General features: G+C 46.6%; 16 protein-coding genes. 9 read left to right on the top strand and 7 right to left on the bottom strand.

The genetic code is table 11. The annotated features are described in order from the left end of the window. Nucleotides 1-177 precede the first annotated feature (177 nt). The 4 genes from GC093_RS15840 (at nt 178) to GC093_RS15825 (ending at nt 5,748) form a co-directional block, all read left to right on the top strand. Nucleotides 178-2,466 carry a helix-turn-helix domain-containing protein gene (locus GC093_RS15840; protein ID WP_171652865.1) on the top strand — a complete coding sequence of 763 codons (2,289 nt, stop codon included), beginning with the start codon at nt 178-180 and terminating at the stop codon, nt 2,464-2,466. A 279-nt stretch (nt 2,467-2,745) separates the two neighbouring features. Next, a complete protein-coding gene (locus GC093_RS15835) occupies nt 2,746-3,717 on the top strand; it encodes a tripartite tricarboxylate transporter substrate binding protein (protein WP_171652975.1) in 972 nt (323 codons plus the stop codon). Nucleotides 3,718-3,771: 54 nt separating this feature from the next. Further along, on the top strand, nt 3,772-4,233 hold the full coding sequence (locus tag GC093_RS15830; RefSeq protein ID WP_171652864.1) for a tripartite tricarboxylate transporter TctB family protein: 462 nt from the start codon (nt 3,772-3,774) through the stop codon (nt 4,231-4,233). 9 nt (nt 4,234-4,242) lie between these two features. Continuing rightward, the gene (locus tag GC093_RS15825; RefSeq protein WP_171652863.1) at nt 4,243-5,748 is read left to right on the top strand and encodes a tripartite tricarboxylate transporter permease; all 1,506 of its coding nucleotides are present in this window, start codon (nt 4,243-4,245) and stop codon (nt 5,746-5,748) included. A gap of 60 nt (nt 5,749-5,808) precedes the next feature. Here GC093_RS15825 and GC093_RS15820 read toward each other — a convergent pair whose 3' ends face one another. The 4 genes from GC093_RS15820 to GC093_RS15805 all read right to left on the bottom strand — a co-directional run bounded on the left by GC093_RS15820 (nt 5,809) and on the right by GC093_RS15805 (nt 9,140). Continuing rightward, nucleotides 5,809-6,531, bottom strand: coding sequence for an amino acid ABC transporter ATP-binding protein (locus GC093_RS15820; protein WP_171652862.1), 723 nt, complete (start codon nt 6,529-6,531; stop codon nt 5,809-5,811). Further along, the gene (locus GC093_RS15815; protein ID WP_171652861.1) at nt 6,524-7,183 is read right to left on the bottom strand and encodes an amino acid ABC transporter permease; all 660 of its coding nucleotides are present in this window, start codon (nt 7,181-7,183) and stop codon (nt 6,524-6,526) included. Before GC093_RS15815 ends, GC093_RS15820 begins: the two co-directional genes overlap by 8 nt. Before the next feature lie 21 nt (nt 7,184-7,204). Next, nucleotides 7,205-7,996, bottom strand: coding sequence for a transporter substrate-binding domain-containing protein (locus tag GC093_RS15810; protein ID WP_171652974.1), 792 nt, complete (start codon nt 7,994-7,996; stop codon nt 7,205-7,207). 268 nt (nt 7,997-8,264) lie between these two features. Beyond that, nucleotides 8,265-9,140, bottom strand: coding sequence for a LysR family transcriptional regulator (locus GC093_RS15805; protein WP_171652860.1), 876 nt, complete (start codon nt 9,138-9,140; stop codon nt 8,265-8,267). Between the two features lie 210 nt (nt 9,141-9,350). Here GC093_RS15805 and GC093_RS15800 point away from each other — a divergent pair, with 210 nt between their 5' ends. Next, a complete protein-coding gene (locus GC093_RS15800) occupies nt 9,351-9,812 on the top strand; it encodes a nucleoside deaminase (protein WP_171652859.1) in 462 nt (153 codons plus the stop codon). Further along, complete coding sequence (locus GC093_RS15795) at nt 9,813-11,120, top strand: uracil/xanthine transporter (RefSeq protein WP_171652858.1); 1,308 nt, start codon at nt 9,813-9,815, stop codon at nt 11,118-11,120. 173 nt (nt 11,121-11,293) lie between these two features. Here the strand turns inward: GC093_RS15795 and GC093_RS15790 are convergent, their stop codons facing one another. Further along, nucleotides 11,294-12,016, bottom strand: a complete 723-nt coding sequence (locus GC093_RS15790) for a DsbA family oxidoreductase (RefSeq protein WP_171652857.1) — start codon at nt 12,014-12,016, stop codon at nt 11,294-11,296. 104 nt (nt 12,017-12,120) lie between these two features. Next, a complete protein-coding gene (locus GC093_RS15785; protein WP_171652856.1) occupies nt 12,121-13,377 on the bottom strand; it encodes a purple acid phosphatase family protein in 1,257 nt (418 codons plus the stop codon). 247 nt (nt 13,378-13,624) lie between these two features. Between GC093_RS15785 and GC093_RS15780 the strand changes: the two genes are divergently transcribed. From GC093_RS15780 to GC093_RS15770, 3 genes are read left to right on the top strand one after another with little or no spacing between them, the layout of a single operon-like run. Continuing rightward, nucleotides 13,625-14,338, top strand: coding sequence for a polyphosphate polymerase domain-containing protein (locus tag GC093_RS15780; RefSeq protein WP_171652855.1), 714 nt, complete (start codon nt 13,625-13,627; stop codon nt 14,336-14,338). A 3-nt stretch (nt 14,339-14,341) separates the two neighbouring features. Next, nucleotides 14,342-15,058, top strand: a complete 717-nt coding sequence (locus tag GC093_RS15775) for a DUF4956 domain-containing protein (RefSeq protein ID WP_171652854.1) — start codon at nt 14,342-14,344, stop codon at nt 15,056-15,058. A 14-nt stretch (nt 15,059-15,072) separates the two neighbouring features. Beyond that, nucleotides 15,073-16,965: a CotH kinase family protein gene (locus GC093_RS15770; protein WP_312886543.1), complete on the top strand. Its 1,893-nt coding sequence runs from the start codon at nt 15,073-15,075 to the stop codon at nt 16,963-16,965. Nucleotides 16,966-17,281: 316 nt separating this feature from the next. On the opposite strand, the gene GC093_RS15765 is transcribed toward GC093_RS15770, so the two are convergent. Continuing rightward, on the bottom strand, nt 17,282-17,463 hold a 182-nt coding region (locus GC093_RS15765), incomplete at its 5' end, for a hypothetical protein (RefSeq protein WP_216624658.1).

Raw genomic sequence — 17,463 nt, 5'->3', positions numbered from 1 at the left:
TAATAATTATTAGTTATTTTGTGATTAAAAACAAGTCCTAACCTTTTAGTAAGTTAGTATATTTATGTATGTAAAATGTCGGGAGGTCGTGACCAAAAATAACTTTTTTCATTTTAAGCTCATTTTGTGGTATTCTTCTAATGCAAGTCGACAGCAATTTATAGACCGGGTGACAGGATGAATAACTTATTTTGGGTTAAGGCAAAAATATTATTTTCTAATAAACAGACAAAATTGATAATCTACCTGACGTTTTTCGTATTCATATTCATTACGTCTGTAGGTTTATTTTTATATGAAAATTATAAGGGCATTCTGGATAGAGACTTGAATCAGCCCTACACGGAGCTGCTGCAAATCAATCTGGGTGTGACCAATCGTGCCTTTCGCGAAGCGGATGATCAAGCGGTTAAGGTCTCTTTCCATTCCAGCACGCTTAATTATGTTCAAGGAGAGCTCGCGGCTAAGCAGAAGGATGCGTCTCTTCTGTCCTCCTATTTGAATACGATTGCTTTAAATGAAGACATCTATTCCATCTATGTATTAGATTTGAAGAACAAGCTGCTCGTTTCTGATAAATCGGCACAGAGTTTGGATTGGGCGAGCTTCCCTGATCAGACTTGGGCACCATGGGTGGAAACTATGAAGACGAAGCCGCTGCTCATTAAAAGACGGAGCTTAGGAAGTGAGAACAAACAAGGCACGGTGGAATTGATCTCGTTATATCGGCCGATCATAAAAGACCATGAGCTTATCGGTGTTGTTATCGTGAATGTGGACTATGACCGCTTTTTCTCTAAAATCTATCCTCAATTAGATACCCCGCAGTATATTTTCAGTTTGGAAGGTGATGTTATATACCCTAAGCTGGGGACTGAAGTGCCTTTGCAGGAGCTTTATAAAGCGGTGGAAATGATGGGAGTGCGACCTTTCGCGGAGGTAAAGCTGGAGGGGCAGTCGTATCTGGGGAATCAAGCCTTCTCCGATATGACGGGTTGGCGCTGGGTTTCATTAATTCCGTTGGATGAGCTGCTGAAGGATGTAAGACGTGTTCGGGACCTTGTATTTCTGCTGTCGCTGGCCTCGATTATTGTGGGTAGTGCGGCTATTTTCTTCTACAACTTTGCAGCATTCAAACCGATCAAGCGTATTCGGCAGCTGCTCGCATCTAATGATTCCGTTTCATCGGGCTCTGACACTGACTTGCATGACCTGGAGGCTGTGGTGAAGAAGCTGCTCCAAGAGTTCGATTCCACCTCCTCCGTTGCAGAGCGAAGCTTGCCGGAGCTTCGATCCAAGTATATTCAAGATGTGCTGATGGGCCGTATAGGCTCCAAAGAGCTTCATAACAAATGGGAAACATATTTCGTACAATGGACCAACGATGAATTGATAGCAGCCGCTGTCTCTATAAACCGCTATACGGAATGGTTCTCGACTTCGGGTTATAGTGAAGAGGATCAATTGCTCCTAAAGTATGCTCTGGTCAATATCGTGTCGGAGCTTCTGGAAACGAAGTGGCGCATCCATTGCGTGCCGCTGGACAAGGAGAATCTGATGCTTGTGATTCAATCTAAGGAAGGCGGTAAGCAAGCTTCAGGGGAGATCTTACAGGATGCTCTTAGCACAATGACAAAGACGGCCACGAAGTATTTGAAAATGAGTCTTTCCGTCGGAATCGGACAGCCTTGCGAATCCATATCAAGCCTACACCACTCGTTCGAGGAAGCTAAGGCAGCTTTGGCAAATCGGCTGTATGAAGGATATGACAAGACCATTCGTTTCACTGATGTAACGCAGAGAGAGAGTCTACTTGATACGGATGTTGATGTATGGAAGGCAGAGATTATGGAAAGCCTGGAGAGCACAGATGTGAGTATGAGCAGCCAGGTGCTTGGGCGCTGGGCCGAGTGGGTCCGTGAGCGGCAGTTTGCTCCGGAGTCGATCTATACCTTCGTGAATCAACTGATTGGAGATTTCTCGCGTATTATTGCGCTTCGTGGAATAAGCAGACCCACTATGCTGGATAATTATACGGAGCATCAATTAAGAATGATGGATTTGGATGATCTGCATCAGCTGCTGCTCCATGTGGCGGAAGCTATTGTTAGCGGAATCCAGCTTCACAAAACGACTAAAGAATATCATTTAGCCCAGCGTATTACCCGATTTATGGAGGAGCATTTGCATGAGCAAATCGGCCTCCAGGAAGTCGCTGATTTTATGAATCTTAGCACATCATCTGTCAGCAGCGTGTACAAAATGGAAACGGGCAATACGATCTACGAATGCTTGACCAAGATGAGAATCGATCACGCCTGCCACCTGCTATCAACGACAGATCGGAGAATCGCGGATATTGCCCTTCAGGTTGGCTACCAGAATGAAAACAGCTTTATACGCAGCTTCCGTAAGCTTAAGTCCGTGACACCAGGGAAGTACAGAGATGCTAATAAGCAATACTGAGCAGGGAGTTTCCTCTGATGAGGGGGGAAGCTCTCTTTTTGCTGATCTACAAATCGGACAACAGGTATTCAATTCGGCCAATTCCCTTGATTTTGGCGGATGTGTGGATTTTTTAGAAGAACGGATGATTGTCTGTATCTCAAGGGCAGCCTATACTTTGGGAAGCCGACACACACAACAATACTGACTTAAACGAAGCCGGCAGCAAAATATAACTTTATATGAAATGGGGAATAGGTTTTGAAACAACGGGGATGGCGTACATTATTGGCAGTTTCGATGATTGTTAGTGTAGCAACTTTAGCAGCCTGTGGAGGCAAGACAGATAAAACTGCAGCACCAGTAGAGAAGAAAGTAGACTTTCCTAAGAAAGCGGTTACGTTAATAGTTCCTTATGCAGCAGGTGGCGGAACGGATTCGACGGCACGGGCTCTTGCCAAAGCTGCGGAGAAGCATTTGGGCCAACCGATTACAGTAGTGAACAAAACGGGCGGTGGCGGAGCTGTAGGTATGACTGAAGGGGCAAATGCTAAGAACGACGGCTATACCGTTACTATGGCTACAGTAGAACTGACAACCTTACCTCATCTGGGGTTATCTCCAGTAACCTATGAAAATTTCAAACCGGTAGCACTCATCAATTATGATCCTGCCGCGATTACAGTACGGGCTGATAGCCAATGGAAAACGATGAAAGAGTTTCTAGACTACGCCAAAGCACATCCAGGCGAGCTTAAGCTGGGTAACTCCGGTACAGGCGCTATCTGGCATCTGGGAGCCGTTACTTTGGAGAAGGGTGCAGGCGTGAAATTCAACCATATTCCTTTTGAAGGAGCGGGTCCTGCAATAACAGCACTGCTAGGAGGTCACGTAGATGCTGTACCGGTTAGTCCTGCAGAAGTAAAAGCACAAGTAGACACGGGTAAACTGCGTACGCTGTCTATTAATGACAGCAAGCCTTCCGAGGCGCTGCCTGGTGTCAAAACATTGAAAGAGGAAACAGGCTTGTCCATCAATATTGCCGGAACATGGAGAGGACTGGCTGTACCGAAGGATACGCCTGATGACATTGTGAAAGTACTGACAGATGCCTTCAGTAAAGGTGCAGGTGAGCAAGACTTCAAGGATTATATGAAGAAAAACGGGCTAGGGATTGAAGTTAAAGATTCCAAAGCGTTCGGACAGCATTTGAAAGATAACCATGAACAATTCGGAAAGCTGATTCCAGAGCTTGGACTTGGCAAAAAATAAGCAGCAAGGGCTGGTTTCCCAGCCTTTCTTTTTTTTCAAATGGGGAGGATTCGTATGTTTAACAAGGTAGGCGTAGGGCTAGGGAGCCTTTTCCTGATCGTCTCAGGCATCATATTCTGGCAATCGTTCTCTTTTGATTACTATAGCGACCTTGGACCTGGTCCAGGATTGTTCCCTCGTTGGTTGAGCGCATCGCTAATGGTGCTATCGGTACTGTACATTGCGAGCTCACTTCGTGGCTTACAAGTGCGGTGGGGCGAGGTGCTGCCCAAAGGCAGAGACCTGCTAAATGTCATTATGGTATTGGTCGCGGTGGTACTATTTATGGTGCTGTTGGATCAGGTAGGGTTCATAGTGGCAGGCTCTGTCATGTTGATGCTGCTGCTGATGCGTTCCTATGCTTGGTACATGGCGGCGGTTATAGCTGTCGGAACGAGTGCGGTTTTGTATGTGGCGTTTAGTATGGGATTGGATGTTCCGCTGCCGACTGGCGATTTATGGGATTGGATGGGGTGATGACTGCGTATGCCAGCATTTGATGTAATTGCACAAGGGTTTGAAACGGCGTTTACTTGGTACAACTTATTATATTGTTTGCTCGGGGTATCCATCGGGATGCTCGTTGGTGTACTTCCAGGATTGGGACCGACAACCGGAGTAGCTGTTCTTCTTCCAATTACATTTGGGATGGAGCCGGTCTCCGCTATCATTATGCTGTGCGGTATTTATTACGGCGCTATGTACGGGGGAACGATTACCTCTGTTCTAATAAATACGCCGGGAGAAGCGGCTTCTGTTATTACTTGTCTGGATGGAAGTCCAATGGCGAAGCAAGGAAGGGCAGGCGCTGCGCTAGGTATTGCGGGTATCGGCTCCTTTATTGGGGGGACCTTCTCGATTCTTGGTCTTATCTTTGTCGGACCGCCTCTTGCGGAATGGGCTCTGCGTTTCGGACCTCCGGAGTTTTTTGCCCTGATGGTATTGGGCTTATCAACCGTAATTGGTCTCATGGGCAAATCCGTAATTAAGGGATTGATCTCTGCTTTTCTAGGCTTGAATCTGGCTATGATTGGCATGGATCCGGTATCAGGCGCGGTACGATTTACGTTCGGCCAGATGAATATGATGAACGGTATCGATTTCACCATTGTAGCGATGGGGTTGTTCGGTTTATCTGAAATATTGCTGGGCATCGAGAATATGGCAACGTCGGAGAAGCCTCCGAAGGTCAAGGGCATGCTGCCCCGTAGAGATGAGTGGGGTCCCAGCATGAAATCAATTGGAAGAGGGACTGTGCTAGGATTTATCATCGGTTTGATTCCTGGTACGAACTCGGTTATTCCGGCTATGCTCTCCTATTCGATGGAGAAGAAGCTGGCGAAGGATCCTTCGCGTTTTGGTAAGGGAGCAATCGAGGGTGTTGCAGGACCGGAGACGGCTAACAACGCGTATTGCGGAGGGGCTTTAATACCGCTCTTTACATTAGGTATTCCAAGCTCACCGACAATAGCTATTATACTCGGGGCATTCATGATGCATGGTTTGACACCGGGACCGATGCTGTTTCAGCAGAATCCGGTTTTTGTATGGGGCGTTATCGGCAGCATGTTTATAGGTAATTTGATGCTCTTATTCATGAACTTGCCTTTGGCTGGCTGGTGGGCGAAGATAGCTATGGTACCGCCTAAGCTGCTGTATCCGATCATTCTCATTATTTCAGCGCTTGGTGCCTATACGGCTAACAATAATCTGTTTGATATTGGCGTCATGTTTGTTTTTGGTGTGCTTGGCTATCTGATGAAGAAAGCGGATATTCCAATGGCACCGATTGTATTGACGTTTGTATTGGGCAAGATGATGGAGAGCTCTTTGCTGCAATCGTTAAAACTGCTTGACGGATCGTTCATGGGATTGTTTCATCGGCCGATTTCCGGTACGCTGCTTAGCGTGGCACTAGTCATTATCCTGCTTGGATTGATCTCGGGACTTAGGAAAAAACGCAGCGGCTTTGCTGCCGATGTAGAAATGTAAGAATGAGTGAGCAAGCAGACAAAAAAGCTGGATGGGATAACCCATCCAGCTTTTTTTGTCTTAAAGCACCTTCTCCAGAAATTGTCGTGCGCGCTCGTTCTGAGGACTATTGAAAAATTGCTGAGGGGAAGCCTTCTCAACGAGACGGCCATTATCCAAGAAGTAGATAGTATCCGCAGCTTCCTGAGCAAATCTCATTTCATGAGTAACGATCACCATGGTTATGCCTGTTTGGGCAAGGCCGCGGATGACATCCAGCACCTCTTTGACCATTTCTGGGTCGAGTGCTGAGGTTGGTTCATCGAACAGCATGATTTCCGGCTCCATCGCAAGGCTTCTTACGATAGCCACACGCTGCTTTTGTCCTCCGGAGAGCTTGTTCGGGAAGGCATCTGCCTTGTCGGCAAGCCCAACCCGTTCCAAGAGCTCCGTAGCCTTGCGGCGGGCTTGCTCTTGAGTCCAGCCCTTTACCTTCATGGGAGCGAAAGTTATATTATCTATCACGCTCATATGCGGGAACAAATGAAAATGCTGAAACACCATTCCGATCTGTTGGCGGACCTGCGCAATGTTCGTTTTCGGATCTGTGATATCCTTGCCGTTAATCGTGATGTGGCCGTTGGAAGGCGTTTCTAGCCGATTCAGGCAGCGAAGGAACGTGGACTTACCCGATCCGGATGGACCGATGACGGCTACGACTTCACCTTGATTAATGGTCGTAGAAATGTCATGCAAGACCTTGTGCTTTCCGAAGGATTTGGATAAATTGTCTACTTTAATCACTACGGCGCATCCTCCTTTCGAGAAGTCGGGCAAGAAGTGTAAGCAGAAGCACCAGGATATAATAAATGACGCCGACAAAAACCAGCGGTTCGAAATATTTGAATGTATCGGCACCTACGACATTGGCTCGGCGCATCAAATCTTCTACCCCGATAACCGAAACGAGCGATGACTCCTTAAGTAGAGCAATGCATTCATTCACAAGAGCTGGCAAAATATTTTTAACCGCCTGCGGCAGAATGATGCTGATCATCATCGTCCTATAAGGAATTCCTAAAGACAAGGCTGCTTCACGCTGTCCCTGATCCACAGATAGAATACCGCCGCGGATCGTTTCTGACAAATAAGCGGCCGAGTTAAGTCCAAATGCAAGCCCAGCAGCCATCAGAGGAGAAATATCGTAATTAAATAGCTGAGGGGTAGCATAGTAGATGACAAAAAGCTGAAGCAGCAGCGGTGTCCCGCGGAAAATTGAAGTATACACAGTCGCAAACCATCGGAGCGGACCGATACTTGAGAGCTTAAAAAGCGATAGCACGGTGCCCCATACAAATCCGAATAAGGCGGATACGAACGTAAACATAAGAGTGATCGTAATCCCTTTCATTACATAGGGAATATATCCGTTAAGAACACTAAAATCTAAGTTCATTTCTCAACCATCCCTGCTTTCTTATTCAAACCATTTTTTAATCAGCTCATCTTTTTTACCGTTGCTGCTGATCTCTTTCAGGGCTTTGTTAAACTCACTTACCAATGAGGAGCCTTTAGGAAAAGCTACAGCGTAACCCTCTTCTTTATCAGCGGGGATCACTTGAAATTTCAGATCCGTATTGCTCTTCGCATATCCTTGAACCACCGCATCTTCAATGATGGCCGCATCGATCCGGTTGGCTTTGAGCTCTTGAATGATCTCGGGGATCCGGTTTAGCTTCTTAATTTGAGCTTCCTTTAATTCACTAACAACCTGCTCTTGCGTAGATCCCAGCTGAACGCCGATCCGTTTGTTTTTGATTTCGTCTAGCGTTGTAAAAGGTGCTGAGTTCTTCGAAACAATGGTGTTTTTCGCTACAAAATAAACATCGGAGAAATCTACATTCTGCTTGCGTTCATCCGTAACTGACATCGCTGACATAACGAAATCCACTCGCTTGGATTGAAGGGCGGCAATCAAGCCGTTAAAATCCATGCTTTGAACTTTGAGCTCATAGCCAAGTTGGGCCGCTGCAGCCTTAGCGATATCGATATCGAAGCCTACAATCTCACCGTTATTTTTGGCATCTATACTCTCGTAGGGTGGGTAATCTGCCGATGTTCCCATAACGAGGGTCTTTTTGCCCTCTGCGGCAGGGGCTTGAGATCCTTTAGAATCTGAAGCGGCAGGACTTTTACCTCCGCTGCATCCGGCAAGCGTAATGAGTCCGATAAGTAATATTACAAGAAGCTGTAATCCATTTTTTTTCATCATTGTAGTTCACTCCTGTTGTATAGGTTCTGTGCTGCAAAACATGCAAGCTTAAATATATCAAAAAGTATAAGGGGACTTCTAATGGAAATATATTCTTGTACCAATGGCGGCAGATATCTGAATATAGAAAAAGAGCCCTATTCGTAAGGCTCTTTTCCATAATAATATCTATAATTTGCTCTGTAAGGACCTATCTCTATACTGACCTGCGTCATGTCTTCGAAATTTTCTGAATAAACGTGATAAAGTTGCTGCAACCTGAGAATTACATGTCGCCTCGGTAGGTATCGATGAATAATTGGGAGGCTTTGGACAGCCAGCCATTACGAAGCCCGATTACCCCGGATAGGGCGGACGGCAAATTGCCTTCAATCTCAAGATGCCGCACCGGGACTGCTTGATGAAGCTTCAGTACAGCACCCGGAATGATGGTGGCACCGAAGCCGGACAATACAAGCTGAAGGAGAGTCGTTATGTCCGAGGATTCGCAAATAATGTTCGGTACCAGCCCTCGCTTAGCGAACTCTTCCTGGATCATATTATATAAGCCAAGACCCTCGGTGCTTGGGATGATCAAAGGGTAATTTTGAATTCGTTCAAAGGATACCGGACTGCTCTCATCCTGATTGTTCTTCGAGGTTACGAAATAGTAAGGTTCCGATTTGATATCATAAACTGTAAAATCATCCAACGGTACGGGCATGCGCACAATAGCCAAATCCAGGGTTCGATCCTTGAGCAGCTGGCAGAGCATGGTTGATTCATTCTGTTGAATTTTGAAAGTGAACTGAGGGTGCCTTTGACGAAACGCCATTAATATACGGGGAAGACGCTCGTCTGACAATGTATTAATCCCTATAGTCAGCTTTCCTGACCAGCCGTTGCGGATGGCACGGATTTCTTCTTGGGCTTCTTCCATCGAGGAAGTGATTTTAACCGCATGCCTGTAAAGTGCCTTTCCTTCTTCGGTTAGCAGCACTCCACGGCCTTCTCTTTCGAACAAATGAACTCCGAGCTCGCTCTCCATCGTTTTTAGCTGCTGGCTTAAAGGTGGTTGAGCCATATGCAGCCTTTTGGCTGCCGCAGTGATCTGCCCCTCCTCTGCGATCACCATAAAATACCGTAATTGCTTAAGGTCCATGGCAGGTCTTCCTTCCTTGTTTAATCCATATGATAATTATATCATTGACAGAGAATTTAGATATTTTTCATATACCTACTCTCGTGATAACATAAGTTGAGCATCTTGTTCAACACCTACTTGGCTGCTTTTAATTTACTAACATGGAGGATAGACGGATGGGGACGGGAAACAATAACCTAATCTGTCCTATGGAGAGGAAACGATTGCATGAAGCATACGGAAACATTCATTCAACGTGCGGTTGATATCGCTTATGAGAATACGAAGATTGATCATGGAAAACCTTTTGGAGCGGTAATCGTTAAAGACGGGAAGATCATCGCCGAAGGCGTCAATGAAGTACTGGCCCTTCATGATCCAACGGCGCATGCGGAGATGCAAGCTATTCGCAAGGCGAGCGAGCTGCTGCAAACCTCCGACTTGTCGGACTGCGAATTGTACGCAAGCGGCGAGCCTTGTCCCATGTGCATGGGTGCCATCTATTGGGCTAAGTTCAAAGAGGTGTATCATGCCTTCACTGAGGAGGAGGCCGCTCGAATCGGAATGAGCACCCGATACGTCTATGAGCAGCTGGCGCTTCCTTCGGAAGAAAGGGCTATCAAGCTAATTCGTCTTAGCCGAGAAGGATCCAAGCATCCCTACACTCTATGGGCGGAACGAAGCCGATAAATGGAGAAGAAGCTTACTCCTCAAATAGGGCTTGCCGGTGTTCAATGGATGTTTTTCATTCTCACGAACACGGTTGTAGTACCGCTCACGCTAGGTCAGCTGTTTCATCTGTCTTCCGGTCAGATCGCTTTTACCTTGCAGCTTTCTTTCTTGCTTACAGGAGCTGTCTGTATCATTCAAGCTCTTTGGGGTCATCGATACGCAGTAATGGATGGTCCATCAGGGGTTTGGTGGGGATGTACGCTCAGCCTGGCAGCCTCGGCAGCACTTGGTGGAAGCAGCCTGACCGCTGTAGGAGGTGGTCTTGCTGCAGGGTTTATATTGTCTGGCCTTATGATGATTGTGCTGGGCAGTCTGGGCTTTGCTAAGGTATTGACGAAGCTGTTCAATTCAATCGTTATCAGTGTCTCCTTATTTCTTTTATCGGCCCAGCTGATGATGCACTTTTTTACAGGTATGCTTGGAATTAAAGAAAATGGTCTCATGGACCCACCCGTTGCAGCCTTGTCCATTGGCATAGCTTTGTTTGTAGGTATTGCCTTTTTGAAAGGCCGGGGCTGGGTCAGTAACTTTGCATTGCTGTTAGGTATAGTGTTTGGGTGGATTGGTTATGCCCTTATTTTTCCTTCATCAGGCAGCCCCCAAGTACTTACCGATACTCCGATGGTTCTATTTCCATGGGGACCGCCACGGCTTGATTTCGGAATTGCGTTGACTTCGTTTATCGTTGGTTTTATCAATATGTCCAATACGGTGACGGCTCTGACCGCCGCTGAGAAGCTGTATGGTCAGAAGACGACACAGAAGCAGTACCGGAGATCGTTTCTTATAACGGGCTTGTTTACCATGCTCTCGCCTATTTTTGGCCTGATCCCATTTGGTACATTTGCTTCCTCATTGGGTCTGCTGGAAAGCACAAAAATTTTGCAGCGTTCGGCTTTGGCCATTGGGGGTGGCTTGTTTCTTATGCTCGGGTTGATTCCTCCGTTAGGAGAATTGTTCGCGAGGCTTCCACTTAGTGTCGGGAGCGCAGTGTTGTTTGTAGCGTATCTCCAAATGTTTGGCACGGCGGTTCGTTCCTTACAAGGAAATGTATTCGATTCAAAAAGTATATACCGTCTCGCTTTGCCTATTCTGCTTGGAGTCAGCATTATGAATACCCCTCCGATTACGTTCACGGAGCTTCCGGTTTACATACAGCCCTTGGCGAGTAACGGATTGGTTATCGGTATTCTTGTTTCTGTCTTTTTGGAATTGATCGCGAATAGGTCACGGGTAAAAGAGAAGCTGGTCAGCCCTCCCGAATAAGGGCCAGCGAGTCTGAATCACGTAGCTTATATGCTTCAACGTTCGAGGTATAACATAGAGAAGAACCTGGCCATTTGTCCAGGTTCTTCTCTATGGTGTTTTTTGCTTCGCTCCACCTTGATATGACCGTCCTTGAGGACGGCACAGCGGGGAGCTTTGGCTGAACCTATACTTTATATTTTGGGGTTTGGAGTGCATACCCCGTCAGCGCAAGCCGCATCTGCCGTAGGGCTGTTCGATTCGCCCAGAACGATGAGCGGTTGGTCCTCATCCCAAGCCTTCTGCAGCGCTCCAAGGAACACTTCACTCGGCTGTGCGCCTGAAATCGCATATTTACGATTGATGACGAAGTAGGGAACACCGCGTATGCCGAGTGTGGAAGCTTCCTGCTCATCGGCGCGGACTTCCTTCGCATAGTCCTGACTAGCCAGCACCTTAGCAGCCTCAATTTTGTCTAGACCTACCTCTGCCGCTAAATCAGCTAATACTTCGTGATCGCCGATATGCTTCGATTCCGTGAAGTAGGCATGAAGCAGTCGTTCTGTCATTTCGTGCATTTTACCATGCTGGGCAGCGTAATGTGCCAGACGGTGAGCATCGAATGTGTTGGTCAGAATCATGCTGTCGAAGTTGAAGGTAAGACCCACAGCGGAAGCTTGACGAGCCACATCTGCATTCATCGAAATAGCTTGCTCGCGGCTCATGCCGTACTTGGATGAGAGCATCTGATGTACGTCATGATTCACATCCCGTGGGGAATTCGGGTCCAGCTCGAAGCTGCGGTAGACAACCTCCACATTCGATTTATTCGAAAATTGTTCAAGGGCCGCTTCAAATTTACGCTTTCCAATATAGCAAAATGGACACATGATATCAGACCAAATTTCAACCTTCATAATAAACACCTCCATTAGTATAATTATCAGCTCAAATCCTTGAGCCAGTTCTGTTTAATTTGTTCGATGTAATCATTATAGTTACAACTGAATATGAAGTCAACTTAATGCTTGAGAGCAAATTCATCCAACTTCATTCCTGTTACATCATAGGCTCGATAAGTAAGGGTATCCCCTTCAATCGTGACTCCCGCAAACATCTGTTTATTGTTCTGAAAATGCACCTTATGATAAAACTGATCCTCTTTTTTATCATTAAACTTGGGTCCAGCCGTATTGGTTACAACATATACCGTCCCTTGCCGGTTTGTCGTGATCCCCTCGCCATCCCCCGTCTTTTTCCCCTTTCGTAAAGGGTATGATCTTGAATATTCATGATTATGACCTTGCAGCACCAGATCTACTTGGAACTCGTCAAAGACCTCTACCCACTTATCCACCTTCTTGTAGCTGTTGCCCCCGTAAGCACCCCGATGCATGGCAACAATCTTCCATGGTTTATCGGTATTGGCGAGATCTTTGCGGAGCCAGGCGGTTTGTTTGTCTATATTCGACTCTGTATTCAGGACAGCAATATGAGCCGCTCCATAATCGAAAGAGTAAGTGGTGCCTGGAATAGATCCCTTTGCCCCGTTATCCGGTAAGTTAAAGTGGGCTGTGTAACGATCGGCTTTGCCATCCACTTCATCATGGTTGCCGGTAACCGGCATAAGTGGAATCCGCGTCAACCAGTGCTGCGTTTTGCCGAAAAAAGCGTCCCATGCTTTCTCATCCTCCGGTTCCTCCGTTAGATCGCCATTATGTACAAGGAATCGTGCATTTGGAAATTTGGTGAAAGCCTGATCCAAGGTTTGTCCCCATAGTGTGAAATCAGCTTCAGCAACCCCTTGAGAATCGGTAACATTAAGGAAAGTAAACGCAGGGACGCCAACAGCTTCTGTAAGGAATTGAGCGGGCGCACTCCAGCCCTTGTCCTCGCCGCTGCCAACCCGGTATGAATATTCTGTCCCTGGTTCAAGCTTGGTTACGGTCACTTTATGTACACCTTGAGCCTGTCCCTTTCCCGTTTCAATTGTTGTAGTTGAGCCTATTACGGTTTGGACATGAGTGCTGCCGTCAAAGCTGGTTACCTCAGCTCCCTTGACCAGCTGTAGGACAGTAGCCATGTTCGGGTTGTCCGTGTACCAAGTAAATGACCTACTTGTGTGAGCATCCCCATTTATTGTGGTAACTAAAGATTTGGGCTGACTCATTGGCTCTGTCTGCTGTGCTTTATACCATAGCAATCCAACGGCGGCAGCAATCATTATTGCGAGAACGGCTAGGGTTGCATACAGCGAAAACTTTTTGCGCGTTCTCATGCTCGGCACCTCCTTGGTTGTGTAGATGGAATTGCGTGCGAAGTGCGAAGCTCCCTTAGATTTTTACATTCCCTTTACATTGTAAACGCAGTGTAAACATTCAGGTCGTATTCAGTCCCTCCTAAGGAGGACCTCAGGAAAACATCATACAATGTGTTTGTAAGGCAGAACAACAAACAAAGTGAAAGCTTCCTAATAATCTACGGAATGGATAATCCGCATTTTTCATAGAGAAAGTAGGTGTGGGATGAGCAAGCCGCTAAAGTACCGACATGAATTGAAATTTTTCATCAACCAGCATCAATTCCACATTATTCGCCAAAGACTCAAAAGCTTGATGAAGCAGGACGAGAATGTTGGCCCGAGTGGGGAATACCATATTCGAAGCTTGTACTTTGATGATATCAGCAACAAAGCGCTGCATGAGAAGCTGGGCGGAGTCAGAGATCGGCTTAAGTATCGGATTCGGATTTACAACATTCAAGATAACGTCATTCATTTTGAAAAAAAGATTAAACGCAATGATTTTATCGCTAAAGTGAAGGAGCCGCTTTCCAGAGACATGTACGAAGCCATAGTTGCAGGCAACTTCGAGGTATTGAATGACCCGGATAAACCGCTGTTTATGGAATTATACCATGAAATGAACCATAATCTGCTGCGGCCCAAGGTGATCGTGGACTATGTCCGAGAGCCGTACGTCTGCTACAACGGCAATGTCAGAATCACTTTTGACAAGGAGCTGCGAACTGGTCTCCATTCGGTTGATATATTCAATAAGAATTTGGACCCGGTGAGGGCGATCGATGACAACCTAATCATTCTTGAGGTCAAGTATGACGAGTACATTCCGGAGTATATAAGGGTAGCCCTTCAACTCGAAGGACTGAACCGCCAATCGGCTTCCAAGTATGTAATTTGCCGCAAATTTCTTAAATTCAACACGTGGGAGGATTATTAATTTATGGATACTACTACTGCTGCTGCCGCAACGACGGCCACAACAACTAATTTTACCGATATTCTAAAGAATTCGGTCGTTAAAAATTTTGTTTCGGATATTGATCTATCCAAGATGCTCATTTCATTGGCGGTTGCTTTTTTTATCGGATTCTTTATTTATCTGCTCTATAAAAGGGTGTTTAGCGGAGTTCTATACTCCAAAAGCTTTAACATTTCACTTATCGGCATGACGATGGTTACTGCGATGGTTATTATTGCTGTCAATTCTAATCTTGTATTGTCACTTGGTATGGTCGGCGCCCTCTCGATTGTCCGGTTTAGAACACCTATCAAGGACCCGACAGATCTGATCTTTCTGTTCTGGGCTGCTGCCGCAGGTATCGTATCAGGGGCGGGTTTCTATACACTGGCTCTAGTAGGTTCCGTAATTATCGGCTTAATTATGTTCTTCTTTATTAAAAAAACATCCTTCGAAACTCCTTATTTACTCGTTATCAACTGCGATGGGGATGACAGTGAAAAAGAAATTCATGCCGTAGTCGGAAAAATGGTGAAAAGATATAATGTGAAGCAAAAAACAGTGACAAATGGCAACATCGAAACTACCTTGGAGGTTCGTCTTAACGACAATGAAGGTAATTTTGTTAACCAAATTTCAGGACTTAATGGTGTTAAAAATGCCGTGCTCATCAGCTACAGCGGCGACTATGTGTCCTAAGACGGAGGGTGCTCATGATGAAAACGAAAGCTGCTGTGCTTCTTCTGTGCATCTGCTTGATCTTTGGAGTAACAGGTTGTGTGCTGACTGATAATCTGGCGAGCTTTCAAACTTCAGCCAAGGCGAGCTCAGCTGTCTCGAAGAACACACAGAATATAGAAGAGAAGGTATTTCCTAAGGATAAAGTAGTGGATGTAAAGATTACGCTGGACCCGGATGATTTTCAAGATATGCTGGACAATGCCAGCAACGAAGAATTCAAGACGGCTTCTGTTGACTACAACGGACAGCATTTCGACAATGTCGCTGTGCGGACGAAAGGCAATCTTAGCTTAAGAAGCGTGGTTAGCTCGGACTCAGACCGGTACAGCTTTAAAATAGCTTTTGACGAAAATATTTCAAGCCAAACACTGTATGGTATTTCCAAGATTAATTTGAATAACAATTACAGCGATGCTTCTTATATGCGGGAATTTCTGGCCTATGAGCTTGCAGAAAGCATGGGCTTGCCTACACCCAAATATTCTTTCGTTAATGTTTATGTCAATGATGAGCTTAAGGGCTTCTACCTGGCTGTAGAACAAATAGGGGATGAATACCTGAAACGTAATTTCGGCAATGCTTACGGAGCTTTGTATAAAGCCAACGGAGGAACCGGAAGTGAATTGAATTGGCTGGAAACCATCGATTCTTACACAGGACTTACGCTTAAATCTGAATCCACTAACGATAATGTATTGCTTGATATGGTCAATGAATTAAATAATGGAACCGATTATGAAAAGGTTCTGGATGTCGATGAAGCGTTGAAGTTTATCGTTCTCAATGCGGTTACAGCGAATATGGATAGCTACTTGGGCGGCAATAAACATAATTATTATCTGTATGAGAATGATGGTAAATTCTCTGTATTGCCATGGGATTATAATATGGCTTTTGGTGGTCTTGGTGGATCAAGCCTACTGATCGACGAGCCAACTCAAGGCACATTGTCGGACCGTCCTTTAGTAGATAAACTGCTCAAGGTTGATGCTTACAAGGAAAAATATCACCAACTGATCGCAGAAGCCATTGGTGGTTATTTATCAAATGAAGCATTCGCAGCCCGTGTGCAGGAGTTATCGGACATGATCTCTACTCATGTGGAGAAGGACCCTACAGCTTTCTATACGTATGCTCAATATCAGCAGGCTCTGTCTCAGCTAACAACATTTATGTCTACACAGGTTAGCAATATTACTAAGCAGCTGGATGGAACGAGCCCATCCTCCGGCGATGGCTCTGGAAGCGGCGGCGGAATGGGTGGAGGCGGTATGCGCGGCGGTGGCAATGGTGCGCAGGATGGCAAGCAGAAGGATAGGGTGCAGGCTTTTGCTGCACCAGCCGGGGCGCAGCAAGGGCAAGCGGGCCAGGCCGCGGCGCAGCAAGGGCAAGCGGGCCAAGCCGCAGCGCAGCAGGGTCAAGCGGGCCAGGCCGCGGCGCAGCAAGGGCAAGCGGACCAAGGCGTTGCGCAGCAGGGTCAAGCGGGCCAAGGCGTTGCGCAGCAGGGTCAAGCGGACCAGGCCGCAGCGCAGCAAGGGCAAGCGGGCCAAGCCGCGGCGCAGCAAGGTCAAGCGGGCCAGGCCGCGGCGCAGCAAGGTCAAGCGGGCCAGGCCGTGGCGCAGCAGGGTCAAGCGGGCCAGGCCGGGGTGCAGCAAGGGCCGAATGGCCAAGCTGGGCAGATGCCGCCGGATCGCCAGGGCGGTCAAGGAGACCCAGGCGGTGGGCCGGGAGGCTTCGGAGGCGGCCCGGGCGGGCCAACCACGCAGCAGGGAAGTGCAACGGAAGCTATCGCATCCGGTGTTGCACTCTTGGTTCTCTTACTAGGCTGTTTAGTTGTTGTTTTCTACAAGCGCAAACGGCTGTAAGCCAGACTCAATTTAATAACTAAAGTCATATAAAGAGAAGAGGGGCGAAAGCTCCTCTTTCTTTTGGTATATATGATTTATGTTTTGAGGTTTGGTGTAGGCTAATCTTCCCCCCATTTTGAACTGCCGAGGAGCTTTCCCTACGATTCTCTAAATGGGCAGGGGTATGAGGAACTGGGATACGCTATTTTGATGTGCACACGTGAACATTCAAGTGAAACGGAAGTACAATCACTTATTTGTTTGAAATGTGGCATTTTAGCCTAATGTGAGACGAAATAAAGCATCGTACTTCCGTGACATGATGAATTTGGTGCTATGCAAGAAAAATAGCGCACTGACGTTCCGCAAGAGCAAGAGCAAGAGCAAGAACAAGAACAAGAGCAAGAGCAAGAACAAGAGCAAGAGCAAGAGCAAGAGCAAGAGCAAGAGCAAGAGCAAGAGCAAGAGCAAGAGCAAGAGCGAGAGCGAGAGCAAGAGCAAGAGCAAGAGCAAGAG

Source organism: Paenibacillus foliorum (assembly GCF_013141765.1).
Classification (GTDB): Bacteria; Bacillota; Bacilli; order Paenibacillales; family NBRC-103111; genus Paenibacillus_S; species Paenibacillus_S foliorum.
Note: the sequence above shows the minus strand (reverse complement) of the source record. Positions and strands in the feature narration are given on the sequence as shown.